This is a genomic window from Rhodopseudomonas sp., from assembly GCF_013377015.1.
GTDB lineage: Bacteria > Pseudomonadota > Alphaproteobacteria > Rhizobiales > Xanthobacteraceae > JARJEH01.
The window spans coordinates 43005-62953 of record NZ_JACABA010000006.1; the positions used below are offsets into that span (position 1 = coordinate 43005).

Annotated in this window: 18 protein-coding genes and 1 tRNA gene; 9 read left to right on the plus strand and 10 right to left on the minus strand. The window is 64.0% G+C overall.

The genetic code is table 11. The features are described from left to right. Nucleotides 1-7: 7 nt before the first annotated feature. The 5 genes from pheT to rpmI all read right to left on the minus strand — a co-directional run bounded on the left by pheT (nt 8) and on the right by rpmI (nt 4995). Entirely contained in the window at nt 8-2416 is a 2409-nt protein-coding gene (gene pheT, locus HXX15_RS20220) for a phenylalanine--tRNA ligase subunit beta (protein ID WP_296518306.1), read from the minus strand. Continuing rightward, nucleotides 2413-2871 carry an endonuclease domain-containing protein gene (locus tag HXX15_RS20225; RefSeq protein WP_296518308.1) on the minus strand — a complete coding sequence of 153 codons (459 nt, stop codon included), beginning with the start codon at nt 2869-2871 and terminating at the stop codon, nt 2413-2415. Before HXX15_RS20225 ends, pheT begins: the two co-directional genes overlap by 4 nt. Before the next feature lie 182 nt (nt 2872-3053). After that, nucleotides 3054-4136, minus strand: coding sequence for a phenylalanine--tRNA ligase subunit alpha (gene pheS / locus HXX15_RS20230; protein WP_296518310.1), 1083 nt, complete (start codon nt 4134-4136; stop codon nt 3054-3056). Between the two features lie 215 nt (nt 4137-4351). Further along, a complete protein-coding gene (gene rplT / locus HXX15_RS20235; RefSeq protein WP_296518311.1) occupies nt 4352-4711 on the minus strand; it encodes a 50S ribosomal protein L20 in 360 nt (119 codons plus the stop codon). 83 nt (nt 4712-4794) lie between these two features. After that, on the minus strand, nt 4795-4995 hold the full coding sequence (gene rpmI, locus HXX15_RS20240) for a 50S ribosomal protein L35 (RefSeq protein WP_044405954.1): 201 nt from the start codon (nt 4993-4995) through the stop codon (nt 4795-4797). A gap of 268 nt (nt 4996-5263) precedes the next feature. Here rpmI and HXX15_RS20245 point away from each other — a divergent pair, with 268 nt between their 5' ends. Continuing rightward, complete coding sequence (locus tag HXX15_RS20245) at nt 5264-5689, plus strand: hypothetical protein (protein WP_296518313.1); 426 nt, start codon at nt 5264-5266, stop codon at nt 5687-5689. Nucleotides 5690-5804: 115 nt separating this feature from the next. Here the strand turns inward: HXX15_RS20245 and infC are convergent, their stop codons facing one another. Next, nucleotides 5805-6344, minus strand: a complete 540-nt coding sequence (gene infC, locus HXX15_RS20250; protein ID WP_265083902.1) for a translation initiation factor IF-3 — start codon at nt 6342-6344, stop codon at nt 5805-5807. 388 nt (nt 6345-6732) lie between these two features. On the opposite strand from infC, the gene HXX15_RS20255 reads away from it, so the two are divergent. After that, nucleotides 6733-7524: an alpha/beta hydrolase gene (locus HXX15_RS20255; protein WP_296518315.1), complete on the plus strand. Its 792-nt coding sequence runs from the start codon at nt 6733-6735 to the stop codon at nt 7522-7524. Between the two features lie 16 nt (nt 7525-7540). Here the strand turns inward: HXX15_RS20255 and queG are convergent, their stop codons facing one another. Both queG and HXX15_RS20265 read right to left on the minus strand, forming a co-directional pair. Then, the gene (gene queG, locus HXX15_RS20260; RefSeq protein WP_296518316.1) at nt 7541-8752 is read right to left on the minus strand and encodes a tRNA epoxyqueuosine(34) reductase QueG; all 1212 of its coding nucleotides are present in this window, start codon (nt 8750-8752) and stop codon (nt 7541-7543) included. A gap of 184 nt (nt 8753-8936) precedes the next feature. Continuing rightward, entirely contained in the window at nt 8937-9629 is a 693-nt protein-coding gene (locus HXX15_RS20265) for a glutathione S-transferase family protein (RefSeq protein ID WP_296518318.1), read from the minus strand. A 359-nt stretch (nt 9630-9988) separates the two neighbouring features. Between HXX15_RS20265 and HXX15_RS20270 the strand changes: the two genes are divergently transcribed. Next, on the plus strand, nt 9989-10795 hold the full coding sequence (locus tag HXX15_RS20270) for an undecaprenyl-diphosphate phosphatase (protein WP_296518320.1): 807 nt from the start codon (nt 9989-9991) through the stop codon (nt 10793-10795). 35 nt (nt 10796-10830) lie between these two features. On the opposite strand, the gene HXX15_RS20275 is transcribed toward HXX15_RS20270, so the two are convergent. Continuing rightward, nucleotides 10831-11796 carry a complex I NDUFA9 subunit family protein gene (locus HXX15_RS20275; protein WP_296518321.1) on the minus strand — a complete coding sequence of 322 codons (966 nt, stop codon included), beginning with the start codon at nt 11794-11796 and terminating at the stop codon, nt 10831-10833. A gap of 148 nt (nt 11797-11944) precedes the next feature. Between HXX15_RS20275 and HXX15_RS20280 the strand changes: the two genes are divergently transcribed. Continuing rightward, nucleotides 11945-12031 (plus strand) — tRNA-Leu (locus HXX15_RS20280). A gap of 96 nt (nt 12032-12127) precedes the next feature. On the opposite strand, the gene HXX15_RS20285 is transcribed toward HXX15_RS20280, so the two are convergent. Next, on the minus strand, nt 12128-14098 hold the full coding sequence (locus tag HXX15_RS20285) for a HAMP domain-containing methyl-accepting chemotaxis protein (protein WP_296518323.1): 1971 nt from the start codon (nt 14096-14098) through the stop codon (nt 12128-12130). A 481-nt stretch (nt 14099-14579) separates the two neighbouring features. Here HXX15_RS20285 and HXX15_RS20290 point away from each other — a divergent pair, with 481 nt between their 5' ends. The 5 genes from HXX15_RS20290 to rpoN all read left to right on the plus strand — a co-directional run bounded on the left by HXX15_RS20290 (nt 14580) and on the right by rpoN (nt 19908). Then, nucleotides 14580-15194, plus strand: coding sequence for a ribonuclease D (locus tag HXX15_RS20290; RefSeq protein ID WP_296518325.1), 615 nt, complete (start codon nt 14580-14582; stop codon nt 15192-15194). 228 nt (nt 15195-15422) lie between these two features. Then, a complete protein-coding gene (gene lptC / locus HXX15_RS20295) occupies nt 15423-16163 on the plus strand; it encodes an LPS export ABC transporter periplasmic protein LptC (protein WP_296518327.1) in 741 nt (246 codons plus the stop codon). A 10-nt stretch (nt 16164-16173) separates the two neighbouring features. Beyond that, nucleotides 16174-16848 carry an LptA/OstA family protein gene (locus tag HXX15_RS20300; RefSeq protein WP_296518328.1) on the plus strand — a complete coding sequence of 225 codons (675 nt, stop codon included), beginning with the start codon at nt 16174-16176 and terminating at the stop codon, nt 16846-16848. Between the two features lie 204 nt (nt 16849-17052). After that, nucleotides 17053-18012, plus strand: a complete 960-nt coding sequence (gene lptB / locus HXX15_RS20305; RefSeq protein WP_296518330.1) for an LPS export ABC transporter ATP-binding protein — start codon at nt 17053-17055, stop codon at nt 18010-18012. 237 nt (nt 18013-18249) lie between these two features. After that, nucleotides 18250-19908 (plus strand): RNA polymerase factor sigma-54, encoded by a 1659-nt coding sequence (rpoN, locus tag HXX15_RS20310; RefSeq protein ID WP_296518332.1) that lies wholly within the window; start codon nt 18250-18252, stop codon nt 19906-19908. The last annotated feature ends 41 nt before the right edge of the window (nt 19909-19949 follow it).

Below are 19949 nucleotides of genomic sequence, written 5' to 3' on the forward strand. Positions count from 1 at the left end.
CAAGCCATCACCCGCGCAGCGCGCCGCCGGTCTTCTTCGTCACCTCGGCGACGATCTTGGCGCCGACCGCATCAATCTCCTGATCGGTCAGCGTCTTTTCGCGCGGCTGGATCGTCACCGCGATGGCGACCGATTTCTTGCCGTCGTCGATGCCCTTGCCCTCATAGACGTCGAACACGCTGACCGCGGTGATCAGCTTCTTGTCGACGCCCTGCGCGGCGCGGACGATGTCGCAGGCGCGGACGCCGCGATCGACGATGAAGGCGAAGTCGCGCGACACCGGCTGGAATGCCGACAGCTCCAGCACTGGCTTGGCGCGGGTCGGCTTCTGCTTGGCGTCGGGAATCTTGTCGAGGATCATCTCAAAGGCGATCAGCGGGCCGTCGGCGCCGAGCGCTTCCAGCGTGCGCGGATGCAACTCGCCGAAATAGCCGAGGATATTCTGCGGCCCGATCTGGATGGTGCCGGAGCGGCCCGGATGCAGCCAGCTGGCGCCGCCCGGCGTCACCTGCAGCGCCTGCATCGGCGCGCCGGCGGCGGCCAGCACGGCGAACGCATCGGCCTTGGCGTCGAGCGCGTCGGCGATGGCCGAGCCGGACCAGTGCCGGCCGAGTCCGTTCGACGACGCGAAGCCGCGGCGGATGCCGCTGGCGGCGACGAACTGGTCCTGCGGCCGGTCGCCCTTGAAGATCTGGCCGACCTCGAACAGCGCCAGATCGGAGACGCCACGATCAGCGTTGGCCTGCGCGGCGGCTATCAGGCTCGGCAACAGGCTCGGGCGCATGTCGGAGAGGTCGGCAGCGATCGGATTGGCCAGCGCCAGCTCGGGTGCGCCGCCGCCGAACGCTTCGGCGTGGGGCTTGGAGATGAACGACCAGGTCACCGCCTCGACCAGCCCGCGCGCGGCGAGCGCGCGCTTGGCGCGGCGGGTGCGCAACTGGATCTGGGTCAGCACCGGCTTGCGCGGCGCATCGCCACGCTCGAATGGCGTCATCGGCACCTTGTCGACGCCGAAAATGCGAACGATTTCCTCGACGATGTCGGCCTTGCCATGGACGTCGCTGCGCCATGACGGGATAGCGACCTTCATCACCGGGCCATTGCCGGCGAGAGTGAAGCCGAGCCGGGTCAGGATCATCCGCATCTCGACCAGCGGCACGTCGATGCCGGCGAGGCGCTTGACCTCGGCGAGCGGGAAATCGATCACCCGATCGTCGCCGAACGCATTGCCGACCTTGACGACCTCCGACGGCGTGCCGCCGCACATTTCGAGCACCAGTCGGGTCGCCATTTCGAGTCCCGGCACCATGAAGGCGGGATCGACGCCGCGCTCGAAGCGATAGCGCGCGTCCGAATTGATCCCGAGCCTGCGGCCGGTCTGCGCGATGTTGATCTCGTTCCACAGCGCCGATTCGATCAGCACGTCGGTGGTCTGTTCCGAACAGCCGGAGGCTTCGCCGCCCATGATGCCGGCCAGCGACTCGACGCCGTGGTCGTCGGCGATGACGCAGACCTTGCCGTCGAGCGTGTAGGTGCGGCCGTCGAGCGCCAGCAGCGTCTCGCCGTCATGGGCGCGGCGCACTGTGAGGTTGCCCTTCACCTTGGCGGCGTCGAACACATGAAGCGGCCGGCCGCGGTCGAAGGTCATGAAATTGGTGATGTCGACCAGCGCATTGATCGGCCGCAGCCCGATCGAGACCAGGCGCTTTTGCAGCCATTCCGGCGACGGGCCGTTTTTCACGCCGCGTACCAGCCGCAGCGCGAAGCCCGGACACAGCGTCTGGTCCTCGACCATCACCATCACCGGGCAGGGGAATTCGCCCTTGATCGGCTTGATCGCCGGGTCCTTCAACTTGCCGATGTCGGCGGCGGCGAGATCGCGGGCGATGCCGTGCACGCCGGTGCAATCCTGCCGGTTTGGCGTCAGGTTGATTTCCAGCACCGGATCGCCGAGCCCGGCCCATTCGGCATAGCCGGCGCCGATCGGCGCGCCGACCGGCAGTTCCATGATGCCGTCATGGTCCTCGGAGATTCCCAGTTCGGCGGCCGAGCACAACATGCCGCGGCTCTCGACGCCGCGAATGCTGCCGATGCTGAGCGTGATGTTCTTCGCCGGAATATAGGTGCCGGGCGGCGAGAACACGCTGACGAGGCCGGCGCGCGCATTCGGCGCCCCGCACACCACCTGCACCGGCTCGGCGCCATGGCCGGTATCGACCATGCAGACCCGCAGCCGATCCGCATTGGGATGCTGCTCGGCCGAGATCACCCGCGCGATGGTGAACGGCTTCAGCGCCTTCGCCTTGTCCTCGATATGCTCGACCTCGAGCCCGATCATGGTCAGCCGCTCGGCCAGCGCTTCCAACGGCGCGTCGGTGTCGAGATGATCTTTCAGCCAGGAGAGCGAGAATTTCATGACAGGTTACTTCCGTCTGAACGCGCACTGCGTTTCAGTCCACGGTTCCCTCCCCCCTTGTGGGGGAGGGTTAGGGAGGGGGGTAAGCCGCGCATGCGTGCGCCGGCTGTTTGCCGAATGACCTCCACCACGCCTTCCAGATTCGACATCACCTGATCGTTAGTGAAGCGCAGGACTGCAAAGCCCTCGTTCGCAAAGAATGCGTCGCGAGCGACGTCGGCCTGCATCTGAGATTGGAAGTTATGGGATTCGCCGTCCAACTCGACGATAAGCTTCGCTGCAAGGCAGACGAAATCAGCGATGTAATTATTGAACGGCATTTGACGGCGAAAGCCCAATCCATCGATGCGATGGGCTTTGAGATAACGCCAGAGCAGGGTCTCGGCTGGTGTCATTGCCTGCCGTAGCTGTTTGGCTCTGTCGCGTTGACGTTGGCTGACTTTGGCGTGGGGCATCTGCAGCCACCCCCCTCCCTGACCCTCCCCCACAAGGGGGGAGGGAACAGAATCCCGCTCGATTTGGCCAATGTGACCATCAATTGCCAAAAAATGGAATTGCTTTGCGACTCCCTCTCCCCTTGTGGGGGAGGGTTGGGGAGGGGCGGAGCAGCGAACCGAAGCGAACAAGCTTGGCGCCGTCACGAGCTCAGACCTCCCGCCAGCGTCGGGACGTCGAGCGGCTTGAAGCCGTAGTGATTGAGCCAGCGCCCGTCGCCCTCGAACAATTGCCGCAGGTCGCTCATGCCGTATTTCAGCATAGCGATGCGGTCGATGCCCATGCCCCAGGCGAAGCCCTGATAGACGTCCGGATCAATGCCGCAGGCGGTCAGCACGTTCGGATGCACCATGCCGCAGCCGAGAATCTCCAGCCAGTCCTCGCCCTCACCGAACCGGATCTCGCCCTTGTCGCGGCGGCACTGGATGTCGACTTCCAGCGACGGTTCGGTGAACGGGAAGAACGACGGCCGGAACCGCATGTTGATGTTATCGACCTCGAAGAACGCCTTGCAGAATTCGTGCAGGATCCATTTCAGATGGCCGAGATGCGAGCCCTTGTCGATGACGAGGCCCTCGACCTGATGAAACATCGGCGTGTGAGTCTGATCGGAATCGCTGCGATAGGTGCGCCCGGGACAGATCACCCGGATCGGCGGCGCCTGGGTCAGCATGGTGCGGACCTGCACCGGCGAGGTATGGGTGCGCAGCAGCAGCCGCGAGCCGTCCGGCTTCGGATTGAAGTAAAAGGTGTCGTGCATCTCCCGGGCCGGATGGCCTTCGGGGAAATTCAGCTTGGTGAAGTTGTAGTCGTCGGTCTCGACGTCCGGGCCTTCGGCGATCGCGAAGCCCATGTCGGCGAAGATGGTGGTGAGTTCGTCCATCACCTGGCTGAGCGGATGAATCCGGCCCTGCTCGGCCGGGGTGTCGCGCAGCGGCAGGGTGACGTCGATGGTCTCCGATGCCAGCCGCGCATCGAGCGCTGCGGCCTTCAGAATGTCCCGGCGCGCGGTGAGCGCCTGCGTCACCGCGTCCTTGGCGAGGTTGATCGCCGCGCCTTCGGTCTTGCGCTGTTCCGGCGACATCTTGCCCAGCGTCGATAGTAGCGCCGAGATCGAACCCTTCTTGCCGAGCGCGCCGACCCGCACCGCTTCGAGCGCAGCCTCGTCGTCGGCGGCGGCGATATCGGTGAGGATTTGGGATTGCAGTTGAGAGAGGTCGGTCATGGCGATCCTTTTGACTAGGATGCTGAACCGGGTGCCCCTAGTCCGTCATGCCCGGGCTTGTCCCGGGCATCCACGTCTTACAGCATTGGTGAATCAGAAGACGTGAATGGCCGGGGCGATTTAGCGAAGACGCGCTTCGCGCTTTTGCCCGGCCATGACGACTTCAGAGGTTTACCGAACCACGATGCGGACGCTGTCCGCAGTGGGTATCGGCCTCAGGCCGCCAGCGCGGCCTTGGCCTTCTCGGCAATCGCCTGGAACACCGCGGGTTCGGCGATCGCCAGATCCGACAGCACCTTGCGATCAACCATCACGCCGGACTTGGCGAGGCCGTTGATGAACACGCTGTAGGTCATGCCGAGCGGACGGACCGCGGCGTTGATGCGCTGGATCCACAGTGCGCGGAAGGTGCGCTTCTTGCGCTTGCGGTCGCGGAATGCGTATTGCGCCGCCTTCTCGACCGCCGCCTTGGCGGTGCGGATGGTGTTCTTGCGCCGGCCGCGGAAACCCTTGGCGAGCTTGTAGACCTTCTTATGCTTGGCGTGAGCCGTCACACCGCGTTTTACGCGAGCCATGACTGATCTCCTTCATCTGGATTTGCTGAGACGGTCGCGCGAACGCGACCCGATGAGGTTGCCGCTGGATGCGGCGTGAACGGTCAGGCGTTCGGCAAGAAATACTTCTTGATGTTGTCGCCGTCGGTCTTGAACAGCACGCGGGTGCCGCGCAGCTGACGAATCTGCTTCTTCGTCCGCTTGATCATACCGTGGCGCTTGCCGGCGTGGGCCGACATCACTTTGCCGGTCCCGGTGACTTTGAAGCGCTTCTTAGCGCCCGATTTGGTCTTCAGCTTGGGCATTTGGCTCTCCTGTGGCCGCACGCAAAACCGCCCCGGAAGGCGGCATGGCCGGCTAAAATGCTCGTTAGAGCGTTGAAAGTGCTCGATTTTTGTCCTGACGGACAGGATCGGCACGGGCATCGACACGGCAGCCCTTGATCAGCCGGGCGATGAAGGTTGCGCTTATGGCAGAGCCGCATCAGATTGGCAATGTTTAACGCGGAACCGTATTGCCGAGGCCGGTCGCCTCATCATTGGTCGATTGGCCCCACTTTCAGGGAGCCCGAGGATGTTTTTCACTCGTCTGAACGCCTTTTTGACCCCATTCAGGCCGACCCGCGCGCTGTGCTGGGGTCTTTTGGTCACCGCGCTGCTGGCCGGGGCCGTTACCACGCCAGATGTCGCCAATGCCCGCAGGGCCAGCGGCGGCGGGTATGACGGGATCTGGAATGTGCTGATCATCACCCAGGCCGGCAGTTGCGATCCCGCCTACAGCTACCCGTTCCGGGTCGAGGGCGGCCGGATCTCGTCGGCAGGCGCGGCGGACGTCTCCGGCAGCGTCGGGCGCGGCGGCGGCGTTGCGGTGCGGATCTCGGCGGGTGGCTCGGTCGCCACAGGCACCGGCCGGCTCGGCGGGGTTTCCGGTGGCGGGCGCTGGTCGGCGCGGCTGTCCAGCGGCAACTGCAGCGGGCGGTGGCAAGCGTCGCGGGGGTAGCCACCAAACGCCGCTTCGCCGGGCCGGGCATTGCTGCGATCCAGCTTCGCAAAGAAAATGGCCCGCCAGATCGCTTGATCTGACGGGCCAAAACTCAAAACGGCGGAGGGTGCGATCAGCGCGGCGCCAGCACCATGACGACCTGGCGGCCTTCGAAGCGCGCGTCCTGCTCGACCTTGGCGTATTCGGCGACGTCGGCCTTGACCTTGTCCAGCAGCTTGGTGCCGATTTCCTGATGCGCCATTTCGCGGCCGCGATAGCGCAAGGTGATCTTGACCTTGTCGCCTTCCTCGAAGAACCGCTGCATCGCCCGCATCTTCACTTCGTAGTCGTGATCGTCGATCATCGGCCGCAGCTTGATCTCCTTGATCTCGACGATCTTCTGCTTCTTGCGGGCTTCCGCGGCCTTTTTCTGGGCCGAATACTTGAACTTCCCGTAATCCATGATCTTGCAAACGGGAGGACTGGTGTTGGGCGAAATCTCGACCAGATCCATGCCGGCTTCCATCGCCATTTTCACAGCGGTCGCCGTTTCGACAGTGCCGTGATTGAGGCCTGTCTGATCGATCAGCTGAACCTGTGCGTTGCGGATTTCATCATTGGTGCGCGGCCCGTCTTTGGTTGCGGCGGGCGGGGCTCTGTTGGGACGGCGAATGGGTGGCTCTCCAATATTGTGAATGTCGGCGGCGAATGATCCGTCAAAGCGTCGGCTTAAGCGATCAGATCATGCGCTCCATATAGGTCAGAGCGCGACTTGACGCAAAACCGAAGTCGTCCCCGGGACAAATCCGAGGCCATGCTTTTGCTGATCGCAGATCAGTGTGAAGGAATAAGCCCGAACCGGCAAGCAGACTTCCGCCTAACGCCGGAAAAACCAACCGTGACGTGGCATTTTAGTCAGTTGGGGAAGGATTTGGATGCCGCGACCGCTGATTGGCTGTCCGGGAGCCAAACCGGCGGTTCAAGGTCGTACGCGGATGCTTGGTGCTGTTGACGGTGAATGAGGGTCTGACGCAAACAGCCCTCTGCAGCGAGGTTCGTCGATGACCAGTCTATCCAGCCCCACCGGACAGAACCCGACCTTCATCGCGGTCGGCAGCGGTTCCGATCAGCGCCTGATAGCGGTGCGGGCCCGGTCGGGGTCGGCGCCTGGCCTGCTGTGGCTCTGCGGCTTCAATTCCGACATGAAGGGCACCAAAGCGGTGGCGCTGGACGAGTGGGCGGCCGGGCAGGGCCGCGCCATGGTCCGGTTCGACTATTCGGGCCATGGCGAGTCGGGCGGCGCATTCGCCGACGGCACTATCGGGCGCTGGCTGGAAGAGAGCCTGGCGGTGTTCGACGCCTGCTGCGCCGGCCCGCAGATCGTGGTCGGATCCTCGATGGGCGGCTGGATCGCGCTGCTGCTGGCGCGCGAACTGGCGCGACGCGCCGCCGGGCGGGCCAGCCTGGCCGCTTTGGTGCTGATCGCGCCGGCGCCGGATTTTACCGAGGAGCTGATGTGGAAGGCATTTCCACCGGAGATCCGCGCGGAGATCGAGACCACCGGAGTCTGGCTGCGCCCCTCGGATTATGGCGAGCCCTATCCGATTACGCGAGCCTTGATAGAGGACGGCCGCAACCACCTCGTGCTCGGCAGTGCCATCGAGCTAGGCTGCCCGGTTCGCATCCTGCAGGGCGCGCAGGACCCCGACGTGCCATGGCGGCATGCCTTCGCGCTCGCCGACCGGCTGCCGAGCGACGACGTGGTGCTGACCCTGATACAGGACGGCGATCACCGGCTGTCGCGCCCGCAGGACCTCGCGAGGGTCATCGCGGCAGTAACGGAGTTTTGCTGAGCCCCGCGCATGATCGTTAGAGGTCATCTTGCCCGGGCTTGTCCCGGGCATCCACGGCCATGAGCGCAGTGCCTGTTTCCGTGGATGGCCGGGACAAGCCCGGCCATGACGAACTTGAAGGCTGCCATTCGCTGCGAACGCTTGCATCGGATTCACTTGCCTGGCACGCGGACGCCTGCGCCGCGAAATCTGCCGCCGACAGCAATTGCGCCAGTGCCCAGATCGCTGCGCCGCGTACCAGTGGGTTGGAATCGTCGAGCAACCGCGCGGCCTCGTCCGTCAGCCCCGCATCGCCCGAATTGCCGATGGCGATTAGAACGTTGCGGATGAAGCGGTCGCGGCCGATGCGCTTCACCGGCGATTTGGCGAACAGCGCGCGAAAGGCCTGATCGTCCAATCGCGATAGTTCCGCTAGCGACGGCGCGCGCAGCGCCGCGCGCGCGGCGAGCTTGGTCTCGTGGCCGGCCTGGGCGAATTTGTTCCAGGGGCAGACCGCGAGACAGTCGTCGCAGCCATAGATTCGGTTGCCGATGGCCTTGCGAAACTCCTGCGGGATCGGCCCCTTCAGCTCAATGGTCAGATACGAGATGCAGCGCCGCGCATCGAGCCGGTACGGCGCCGGAAACGCGTCGGTCGGGCAGGCGTCGAGGCAGGCCCGGCACGAGCCGCAATGGTCGGCATCGGGTGGGTCGCGCGGCAGATCCAGCGTGGTGAAGATCGCGCCGAGAAACAGCCAGGAGCCGAACTCGCGCGACACCAGATTGGTGTGCTTGCCCTGCCAGCCGAGACCCGCGGCCTGCGCCAACGGCTTTTCCATCACCGCCGCGGTGTCGACGAACACTTTGACGTCGCCGCCGGCGGACCCGATTAGCCAGCGCGCCAGCTGCTTCAGCCGCGGCTTGATCAGGTCGTGATAATCGTCGCCTTGCGCGTAGACCGAGATCGCGCCGCGGTCGCGCTGCCGCAGCAGCGCGAGCGGATCGGCGTCGGGCGCGTAGTTCATGCCGAGCATGATCACCGAGCGAACCTCGCCCCACATCGCGCGCGGGTCGGCGCGGCGCTCGGGATGGGCTGCAAGCCATTCCATCTCGCCATGCATGCCTGATGCGACGAAGTCGCGAAACCGCTCGCCGGCGCCGGCGATTGAATCCGGCGCTGCAATGCCGAGCGAATCGAAGCCGAGCGCACGGGCCTGCGCGATCAGGGCGTGCTTCAAACGCTCGCTCATGAAATTTGCACACGCGCGCCGCGAGCTTCACCTCTCCCATAGGGAGAGGTCGGATCGCAAAGCGATCCGGGTGAGGGGTTTTCGCCGAACGAGAGGGCGTACCCCCTCACCCCAACCCTCTCCCCACGGGAGAGGGGGTGCGCTGCCATTGTAGTAGGCGCAGCGCGATCAATACCGCGCGACCTCAGAAATCCAGATCGACATAGGTCCGCGATGCCGGAACGCCGGCCAGCCATTCGCTCAGCAGCGGGCGGAACGACGGGCGGGACTTGATCCGCGCGTACCAGGCCTTTGCCGCCTCGTCCTCGCTCCATGGCACGTCGCCCAGATAATCGATCGCCGACAGATGCGCCGCGGCGGCGAGATCGGCGTAGCTCAGGCGGTCGCCGGCGAGGAAATTCCGGGTCCGCGCCAGCCAGCCGATATAAGCCAGATGATAGCGCACATTGGCGGTAGCGGCGCGAATCACGTCCATCGCCGGCGGGCCGCCGCCGTCTTCCTCGCTCATGAAGCGCTTGTAGATCCGCTCGGTCACCAGCGGGCCGCTGGCCTCCTCGAAGAACTTGTCGTTGAACCACGACATCAGCCGCCGCACCTCGATCCGGTCGCCCATCGATTGCGGCAGCAGCCGGCGTTCGCCGAGCGCGGCGCCATGGGTCTCGTCGAGGAACTCGCCGATAATGCCGGCGCCGGGAATCGCCGGGCGGCCCTCGGTGACCAGCACTGGCGTGGTCCCGGCCGGATTCAGCGTCAGGAACGCGGCGCGGCGCTCCCAGGCGCGCTCCTCCACCAACCTCAGATCGAGGCCATGTTCGCCGAGCGCGAGGCGGACGAACCGCGACTGCGGGCAGAACGGGTGATGGAACAGGGTGTACATGGCGACCTTGATAGTTTCGAAGGGCTTAACAAATCGTCGCTGAATCGGTGTGGCCCGGGCTCGCAGCGGCGCTATCCGAGTGTGGTGGCTCAGACCCTGTCTTCACCATCGCGCCGCGTTGTTCAAGCCGACTTCCGAAGCAAAATAACGCCAGAATCATCGAATGCGAGCTCCGATCGAATCCGGCACTCGCAACAGGAACATGCCGCAGCGCCTGGCGAAGTCCGGATTCGGGACACTAGCCGCGCGCGCCGGTGAGGCAAGGCCACAATTCCGTGCTTTTGCCGTTGCGGCGCGCGGGCGAATAAGCGAGAACGGCGCGGCTTTGGCCAGCCTGCGCCCTCATCGCGGACCTTTTCATGATTTCCGATACACTCAGGGCCGTGATCCTCGGCGTCGTCGAAGGCGTCACGGAGTTTCTCCCGGTCTCTTCGACCGGCCATCTGTTGCTGATGGAGCGCATTTTCGACCTCGGCGAGGATCATTTCTGGAAAAGCTTCGCGGTGCTGATCCAGCTCGGCGCGATTCTCGCCATCCTGTCGATCTATTTCATGAAATTGTGGCGGATCGCGCTGAGCTTGCCTTCCGACCCGGACTCGCGGCGGTTCGTGATCGGGGTGCTGGTGGCGTTCCTGCCCGCGGCGCTGATCGGCGCTGTGGCCGGCAGCTACATCAAGATGTACCTGTTCAACCCTTGGGTGGTGTGCTTTTCGCTGATCGTCGGCGGCGCCATCCTGCTGTGGGTCGACCAGCTCGATCTGCATCCGCACGAACACGACGCCACGATCTTCCCGCTGCCGATGTATTTCTACATCGGTTGCGCGCAGTGCCTGGCGATGATCCCCGGCGTGTCGCGTTCCGGCGCCAGCATCGTCGCGGCGATGCTGCTCGGTGCCGACAAGCGCTCGGCGGCTGAATTTTCGTTCTTTCTCGCGATCCCCACCATGGTTGGCGCGTTCGTTTACGATCTCTATAAGAATCGCGGCGAGATGACGATGGATCACTCGGTGCTCGTGGCGATCGGCTTCGCGGTGTCGTTCGTCACCGCCGCGATCGTGGTCAAGACCTTCCTGGATTACGTCACGCGGCACGGCTTCGTGCTGTTCGCGTGGTGGCGCGTGATCGTCGGCACCCTCGGCCTGATCGCGCTGGCGTTGGGAAGGTAGGGCTTCGGCGGGCCCGGCGAAACGCCGGCGCAGCCTTACGCGCTCTTGCGCGCGAACTGGCCGGTCTTGCGGAACCGCCAAAGATATGAGGGCACGATCGCCTGGAGCGATTCCGGGGTAATCCCGAGACCTTGCAGCGTCAGCCCGGCCGCCTTGGCGGCATCGGACACCACATTGTCGACCCGCAGCAGCGCCACCTGATCGGGCGTCAGTTTCAGGCCACCAGGAGCGAATTGCAGCAGCATCGCCTGCAGGCTCGCCAGCGCGGACGGCAGCGGCACCAGCAGGCGCCGCCGATCGATCGTCACCAGGATCAGCTCGATGATCTCGCGCATGGTCAGAACTTCTGGACCACCCAGTTCGTAGGTCGCCCCGGCCTTGGCGCGGCCCTCGACCGCCTCGGCGATCGCGGTGGCGACGTCGCCGACATAGACCGGCTGCAACTTTGTGTCGGCGCCAACCAGCGGCACCACCGGAGACACCCGCGCCAGCGCCGCGAAGCGGTTGGTGAACGCATCTTCCGGGCCGAACACCACCGAAGGCCGGAAAATCACGGCGTCCGGCACCGCGGCCAGCACCGCCCGTTCGCCGGCGGCCTTGGAGCGCGCATAGCCCGAGGCCGAATTTTCATCGGCGCCGATCGCCGAGACGTGCACTATCCGCGCGCCGATGCTGGCTGCCGCGGTGGCGATCGCAGCGGCGCCCTTGGCTTGCACCACGTCGAATTTCTGCGCGCCGCCCTCGGCCAGGATCCCGACCAGATTGATGGCGACGTGGGACTCCCGCATCGCCGCCTGCACAGAATCGGGATAGCGCAGATTGGCCTGCACCGCGTGGATCTGCCCAACCTTGCCGAGCGGCTGCAGATGCCCCGCGAGGTCCGGCCGCCGCACCGCGACCCTGATTCGGAAATCGCGCCGCGCCAGCGCGCCGACGACATGCCGGCCGAGAAAGCCTGAGCCGCCGAATACCGTGACGAGGGTGTCCAAATTCGAGGCCATGGGCTGCGTCCTGATCGGGTCGAAATCGAGGAGAGGATCGAGTTTTGGCGGTTTCGCGATCCGCCGTCAACCAAACGGTGTATAGCCGATCAGGCTTCGGTGTCACCGATTTGACAAGCGCCCGGCCGATCCGTACTAACCCGCCCGGGCCCAGGTGGCGGAATTGGTAGACGCGCTGGCTTCAGGTGCCAGTGGCTTAACGGCCGTGAAGGTTCGAGTCCTTTCCTGGGCACCATTGCCCATGCCCCAACGACACAGCGTCTGACCACCTGGGTGGATCAACCTAGCCAGACCGCTCTTGCGGGATCGGCGGCCGCGGCAGATGCGCCCGTCAGGCGGCGCGGACCGAATTCAGGAATTTGCCGACTTCCACCTTCAGCCGGCTGCTGTCGCGCGACAGGGTCTGCGCGGCCGACAGTACCTGTGCCGACGCCGTGCCGGTCTCGCTGGCGCCGCGCTGCACTTCGGAGATGTTCGAACTCACCTGCTCGGTGCCTTGCGCCGCCTGCTGCACGTTGCGGGAAATCTCCTGCGTTGCCGCCCCCTGATGCTCCACCGCCGAGGCAATGGTGGCTGAAATTTCAGACATCCGGCCGATGGTGGCGCTGATTTCCCTGATTGCCGCCACCGAGCCTTGGGTTGCGGTCTGGATGCCATTGATCTGCTGGCTGATCTCGCCGGTCGCTTTCGCGGTCTGTTCGGCCAGCAACTTGACCTCGGAGGCGACCACGGCAAAGCCGCGGCCGGCCTCACCAGCGCGCGCCGCCTCGATCGTGGCGTTCAGCGCCAAGAGGTTGGTCTGGCCGGCGATGGTATTGATCAGTTCCACCACATCTCCGATCCGGGCGGCCGCCTGGGACAATTCGCCGACGCTGTCGTTGGTCTTACGGGCCTGATCCACCGCCTCGCTGGCGATGCGCGACGATTCCTGAACCTGGCGACTGATCTCATTCACCGACGACGACATTTCTTCGGTCGCCGACGCCACCGATTGAACATTGGTCGAGGCTTCTTCCGAAGCCGCAGCCACTACCGTGGCGAGTTGCTGCGACCGCTCGGCGGTCGAGGTCAACGAGGCCGCCGACATTTCGAGTTCGGTCGAGGCCGAGGACACGGTCTCGACGATCTCGCCGACTGCGCCCTCGAAATCGTCGGCCAGCCGGCACATGTCGTTCCTGCGCTGGGCGGACTGGCGCGCTTCAATGTCCGCCCGTTCGGCGCGCAACCGGTCGGCCTCGATCATGTTGTTCTTGAACACCCCTACCGCGGCGGCCATTTCGCCGATCTCGTCATGACGATCGACGCCCGGAATAGCGACCGCGGAATTGCCGCCGGCGAGCGCCGTCATCGCGCCCACCATTCGCGACAGCGCCCTGGAGATCGAGCGACCCATCAGCGTCGAAATCGTGCCGACCAGAACGGTCGTCAAACCCAGCGCGATCAGAAGCCACAGCTTTGTCGATTCCCGCAGGCCATTCTCCGTTGCGATGGCGCCGCGGTGCATTTGTTCGACGTCGTGGCGGACCTCGGCGATCACAGGCTCGATCTCGCGAAACGTCTTGGACATCGCAGCGCTTCGTTTCGCAGCCTCCAAGGATCCGTCGACCCAGGCCAGGAATTCCCGTTGATAGGCGTCGAGATTCTGAACGATCTCGGCCCTGGTCGCCGGAGCGATGTCCGCGGCCGCCACTGCCGTTGCGAATTCCGTGGCGGTTTTCTTCAATTCACCGACGTATTTGGGATCGCGCCGCAACATGAAGTCTTTCTCATGCCGGCGCATCATCAACATCCCGTTGCTGAGCTTCGGATTGTCGATCTGGTTCAGCTTCGCTTCGATGGCGTGAACCGCGGACCGCAGCGATCCTGACAGTCCGATCTTTTCGTTCAGTCCGATCTTCAACTCGGCTCGAACCGTCGCGCCGAATTCACCCGCATAGGCGGCATAGCCATTCCGGGCCGCGGCGGCCTTGCCGAGAAGCTGGTCGCTCTTGCTTGCCGCTAGCAGGCCATTCAATCTTTCGAAGTCGCTGCCGATCGATGCGGACAGATCGGCGTGTCGTTTGGCATAGCTCTCATCCCGGCGCAGCAGAAAGTCCTTTTCGGCTCGCCGTGCTTCCAGCATGTCCACCAGCAGGCGGTCATTCAGGTCTGAAATCCTGCTGGCGCTGTCGGCGATGGCGCGCGACGCGTCCTGTGCCCGGGTGCCGATCTGTTGGATCGCCCCGAATGCCAGGAGACCAATCAGGCCGACGGCCCCGATCGCCGCGATCTTGTGAGACAAGCGGAAGTGAAAGCCAGCCATGAGGGGTCTTTCGGAGCCTGAAAACGGACTGACCGTCAGCCGCGCTTGTTAGCAATGATACGTAGGTGCGATGAGCCGTTGGTTAATCTTTGGGCATTCACAGCGGAAATGTTCGTACCAGCGAATGCAGGACGCCCCGCTTTATGGGCGGTTTTTGAGTATAGTGGGCGTCTGTCGAGCGATCGGTGCGGTGCGAACGGCGATGATCTGACGACAGAGATCTGACGACAGAGGCGCGCCCCGCCATCACCCTCGTTCATCGCGGGCGAGACGTCCGGATGCCGTTTGATTATCCCGACCGGCTGATCGGGCGCCGCGGATTGTCGCCGCAGAGCACGCATTCGACCGACCTACGCCGTGCGACAGGTCGATTCGGGGTGCGATCCGGCTCGCCTCTTCGCCGTTTGGGCGGTAGGTTGCACCGACGATTCGGACCGGCAATCCGCCCGCCCGGGTATTTTGTCCGAGGGTTTGCCCGATCATGACCATCCGCCTGCATCGCGGCGATTTGCCGGATCTCGCCCGCTATACCAGCTCGGTGGCGATCGACACCGAGACCATGGGGCTCAATCCGCATCGCGACCGGCTTTGCGTGGTGCAATTGTCGAACGGCGATGGCAGCGCCGACGTGGTTCAAATTCCGCTGGGGCACAGCGACGCGCCGAATCTGAAAAAGCTGCTTGGCGATCCGAGCGTTCTGAAGATTTTTCATTTCGCCAGATTCGACCTGGCCGCATTGTACAACGGCCTCGGCGTGATGCCGGCGCCGGTCTATTGCACCAAGATCGCCTCGCGGCTGACCCGGACCTATACCGACCGTCACGGCTTGAAGGATCTGGTCCGCGAGTTGCTCAACATCGACCTGTCGAAGCAGCAGCAGTCCAGCGACTGGGGCTCGCAAAGCCTGAGCGATGCGCAACTCGCCTACGCCGCTTCCGATGTCCTGCACCTGCACGGCCTGCGCGAACGACTCGATGCCGTGCTGGCCCGCGAGGGCCGCACCGCGCTGGCGCAGGCCTGTTTCCAGTTCCTACCGACCCGCGCCATGCTGGATCTCGACGGCTGGAACAACGAGGATATTTTTGCGCATTCGTGACCGCGCACGCAGAATCTGCTGGTGTGTGACGATCAGGCCCGGTCGCCGCCATGGGCTTTTGCCCCGTTTCGGTCACACTCGGCGTTCTGGTGAGGATGGGAGTTAAGAACTTCGTCCGGTCGGGGTATTTCAGCTATCATCGGGCGGGCGACGTGCGCGCATTCGACACTCGGCGGCGCGTTCCGACATTCGGTCTCGATGCGGGGAGCAGCGGTGGCTTCGGTTAGTATGGCCTCCTATCAGGCTGGGATGAATGCGCGCTTCGCGGTCGCCGCGCGCCACAGCCGGCTCGTGCGCATCCTGCGCATTGCGGTCCCGCTGGCGGTGGTTCTGTCGATGTCAGCGATCATTGCGATTTCGATTTTCAACCCGTTCCGCTATCTGGCGAAATTGCCGATCGACATGGGCGATCTGGTGGTATCGGGCACCAAGATCACGATGGAGTCCCCGCATCTGTCAGGCTTTACGCAGGACGGTCGGCTCTATGAATTATGGGCCAGATCCGCAACCCAGGATCTCACCAGCCCCGACCGTGTCGAATTGCAGACCCTGCGGGCGAAAATGGTGATGGAAGACCAGAGCACGATCACCATCGATGCGCGCAATGGGCTGTTCGACACCAAGGCGCAGTTGCTCAATCTTCAGAAGGATGTCTACCTGCGAAGCTCGACCGGCAATGAGGCTTGGATGACGCAGGCCGATGTCGATATGGGTAAAGGCACGGTGTCGTCGGAGCAGCCCGTCGACGTCAGATGGGCAGGTGGCACGCTGCGCGGACAGCGGCTTCGGATCACCGGAAAAGGTGAATTGATCAGATTCGAAGGCGGCGTCGTCGTGAACCTGGATAACGCCGGCCTGGCGGCGCCCGTCGCCGACCCGACTTTGAAAACCGATTCCGTCGAACCGGACAAGGCCCCGCGCAAGTCGCAGGTGCCCTCGCCCTCCGGCAATCGCCTCAACTCGAAATAAGAAGCCAAGCATGATCGCTTTCGACCGCAACCGCCCGATCCGCCGAATTGCGGGAATCGCCTGCGTTATCTTCGTTGCAATTGCAGGGGTCGGCTATCGCGAGGCTGCCGCGCAGAGCACGATGCAGGGCATCCCCAATGCGATGCAGGGCTTTTCGCAGAACCGCGGCCAGCCGATCCAGATCGAGTCGGCGACGCTGGAAGTGCGTGACAAGAACAAGGAGGCCACCTTCACCGGCGACGTCAAGGTGGTCCAGGGCGACACCACAATGACCTCCCAGAGCCTGGTGGTGTTTTACGATCAGGATCCCCAGCAGGCGCCGGCCAACTCAGCGAAGTCGAAGTCGAAGTCGAAGGCCCCGATCCCTGCGGCGGCCCCTGGTCCAGGTGGCAGTTCGTCGATCCGCCGCCTGGAAGCCAAGGGGAATGTCGTGGTGACGCAGAAGGACCAGGTGGTGACTGGCGACAAGGCAGTGTTCGACACCAAGACTAATCTGGTCACCATGCTGGGCAAGGTGGTTCTGAGCCAGGGTAAGAACGTCGTGCGCGGCGATCGCCTGTTGGTGGATATGACGACAGGCGTTTCGCGGGTGGAGTCCGACAGCGGTCGGGTGCAGGGCCTGTTCCAATCAGGTCCAGGTGCACCGGGTCCATTCGGGTCGCCAGGTTCCTCTAAACCCAAATGATCGCAGCAGGTTACGAAGATATAACCGGGGCTCAGGTTGAACCCGGCGCGGCAAGCCTGTAACACGGCTCCGGCAAGGTCTTGATGATACCGTCGACCCCCGGTGTCGCGACTGCTGTGCAGAATCGCGCTGTTGGGTCATGTTGAAGCGTGCGATTCGATCGCGACGTTGCTCGGATTGCGGGAAGGCCAGATCGATACCGGAATGGTAGACTTACTTGGCATATTCCGTCGGCGAACTCCGAAACGTTCCGGATTCGCGCGCTCGCAGATTGGGATGGACATCGAGGCGCTCGGCGGCAGCGTCGGCGACCTGCTGACGACCCCGGTCCGTGATGCGCCGCCGATCGCGCGTGCTGCTGCGGTCGACGCGCCGCCAAAGCCACCGGCGGGGACTCGCCGCCCGCGCCAGGCCGCCGCGGCGCCCCGCCTGATCGGCCGCGCCGGCTATCTGGCGGTCCACGCCGTCGAAAAGAGCTTCGGTAACCGCAAGATCGTACGCGGCGTCAGCATCTATCTTCGTCGCGGTGAGGCGGTGGGTTTGCTCGGTCCGAACGGCGCCGGTAAGACCACGGTGTTCTACATGATCACCGGTCTGATCAAGGCCGATAGCGGCGCCATCGAGCTCGACGGTCACGACGTCACCAAGCTTCCGATGTACCAGCGGGCGCGGCTCGGGATCGGCTACCTGCCGCAGGAAGCCTCGATCTTTCGCGGCCTCAGCGTCGAACAGAATATCCTGGCCGTGCTCGAGGCGGTCGAACCCGACCGCCGCAAGCGCGAGGCAGAACTCGATAATCTGTTGAAGGAATTCAATATTGAGCGGCTACGCAAATCGCCGTCGATCGCGCTGTCGGGCGGCGAACGCCGCCGGGTCGAAATTGCGCGCGCGCTGGCCAGCCGCCCCAACTACATGCTGCTCGACGAACCGTTCGCCGGCATCGATCCGATTGCGGTGGGGGACATCCAGGATCTGGTCCGGCATCTGACCAATCGCGGCATCGGCGTGCTGATCACCGACCACAATGTGCGGGAGACGCTGGGTCTCACCGACCGCGCCTATATCGTCTATGCGGGTGAGATTCTGACCGAGGGCAGCCCGGAGGAGATCGTCAATAACCCCGATGTCCGGCGGCTTTACCTTGGCGAGGAATTTCGCCTGTGAGGTGATTGAAGTTTGCGCCGCATTGCGGCATGATTTCAGTGAGGAGAGGGGGGCGGACGCTAACAAAATCCGCGAGCCCCGTCCGGGCGAGGGTTTTCAGCCCGAAATGCGCAAGAGCCGGATCCGGCGGCGCCGAAAAGGCCCTCTACTCCTAATTTCCATTTCGTCAAGCCGTGTACATCGCCTCAGGAAAGAGGTAAGCAAGAATCGGACCAACTTGGATCGGTTCTTGCGTTCATGGCACTGACTCAACGCCTCGAATTCCGCCAGTCCCAGTCACTGGTGATGACGCCGCAGCTGATGCAGGCGATCAAGCTGCTGCAGTTGTCGAATCTCGACCTCGCGGCCTTCGTCGAGGACGAGCTAGAGAAGAACCCGCTGCTGGACCGCGCCAACGAGAACGGCGAGCCGCCGGTCGCCGGCGAGGCTTCTCCGGAGCGCACCGAATTTTCCGACCGCGACGATTTTTCGGCAGGGGTTGGCGAGGACGGCGGCGACCGCTCGGATTTCTCTGAGCCGGGCGGCGCGGAGGCATTCGAGCCCGGCACCGAGGAATGGATGCACCGCGACCTCGGCAGCCGCAGCGAGATCGAGCAGACGCTGGACACAGGGATGGAGAACGTGTTCCCGGAGGAGCCAGCGGAGGCCGCCGCACGCACCGCGCAGGACGCGGCACCGACCGCCTATACGGAATGGGGCGGCGGCGCTTCCAATGACGAGGGCTACAACCTCGAGGCCTTTGTCGCCGCGGAGACCACGCTGGGCGATCACCTGGCCGAACAGCTGGCGGTGGCTTTCACCGCGCCGGCGCAGCGCATGATCGGGCAGTATCTGATCGATCTGGTCGACGACGCCGGCTATCTGCCGGCCGACATGGGCGACGCCGCCGAGCGGCTCGGCGCCTCTCCGGAAGAGGTCGAGGCGGTGGTCGCCGTGCTGCAGAAATTCGACCCGCCCGGGGTCTGTGCGCGATCGTTGAGCGAATGCCTCGCGATCCAGTTGCGTGACCGCGACCGCTACGATCCAGCGATGCAGGCGCTGGTCGAGCATCTCGACCTTCTGGCCAAGCGCGACATCGGCAATCTACGCAAGATCTGCGGCGTCGACGACGAGGATCTCGCCGATATGATCGGCGAAATCCGCCATCTCGATCCGAAGCCCGGGCTGAAATTCGGATCGACCCGGGTGCAGACCGTGGTGCCGGACGTCTATGTCCGGCCCGGGCAGGACGGCGGCTGGCAGGTCGAGCTGAACAGCGACACCTTGCCGAAGGTGCTGGTCAATCAAGTCTATTACTCCGAACTTTCGAAGACGATCCGCAAGGATGGCGACAAGTCGTATTTCACCGACTGCCTGCAGAATGCGACCTGGCTGGTTCGCGCGCTGGATCAGCGCGCCCGCACCATCCTGAAGGTCGCTACCGAGATCGTGCGGCAGCAGGACGGCTTCTTCACCCAGGGCGTCTCGCACCTGCGGCCGCTGAATCTGAAAGCGGTCGCGGATGCGATCCAGATGCACGAATCGACAGTGTCGCGGGTTACCGCGAACAAATACATGGCGACCAACCGCGGCACCTTCGAGCTAAAGTATTTCTTTACCGCATCGATCGCCTCCGCCGATGGCGGCGAAGCGCATTCGGCCGAAGCCGTCCGGCATCACATCAGGCAATTGATCGAGAACGAGAATCCGGCGATCATTCTGTCCGACGACACCATCGTGGAACGATTGCGCGAGGCCGGGATTGATATTGCGCGTCGGACCGTCGCGAAATATCGCGAAGCGATGCGAATCCCGTCGTCGGTGCAGCGTCGCCGCGACAAACAGAGTATGCTCGGTAATGCCCTTACGGCGCCGGCCACGGCTCAAGACCGGTCCCGCGACACCGCTCCGGCTTGATTCCGACCCTTCCCTCTGAACAGTGTGACCTCCCCAAGACG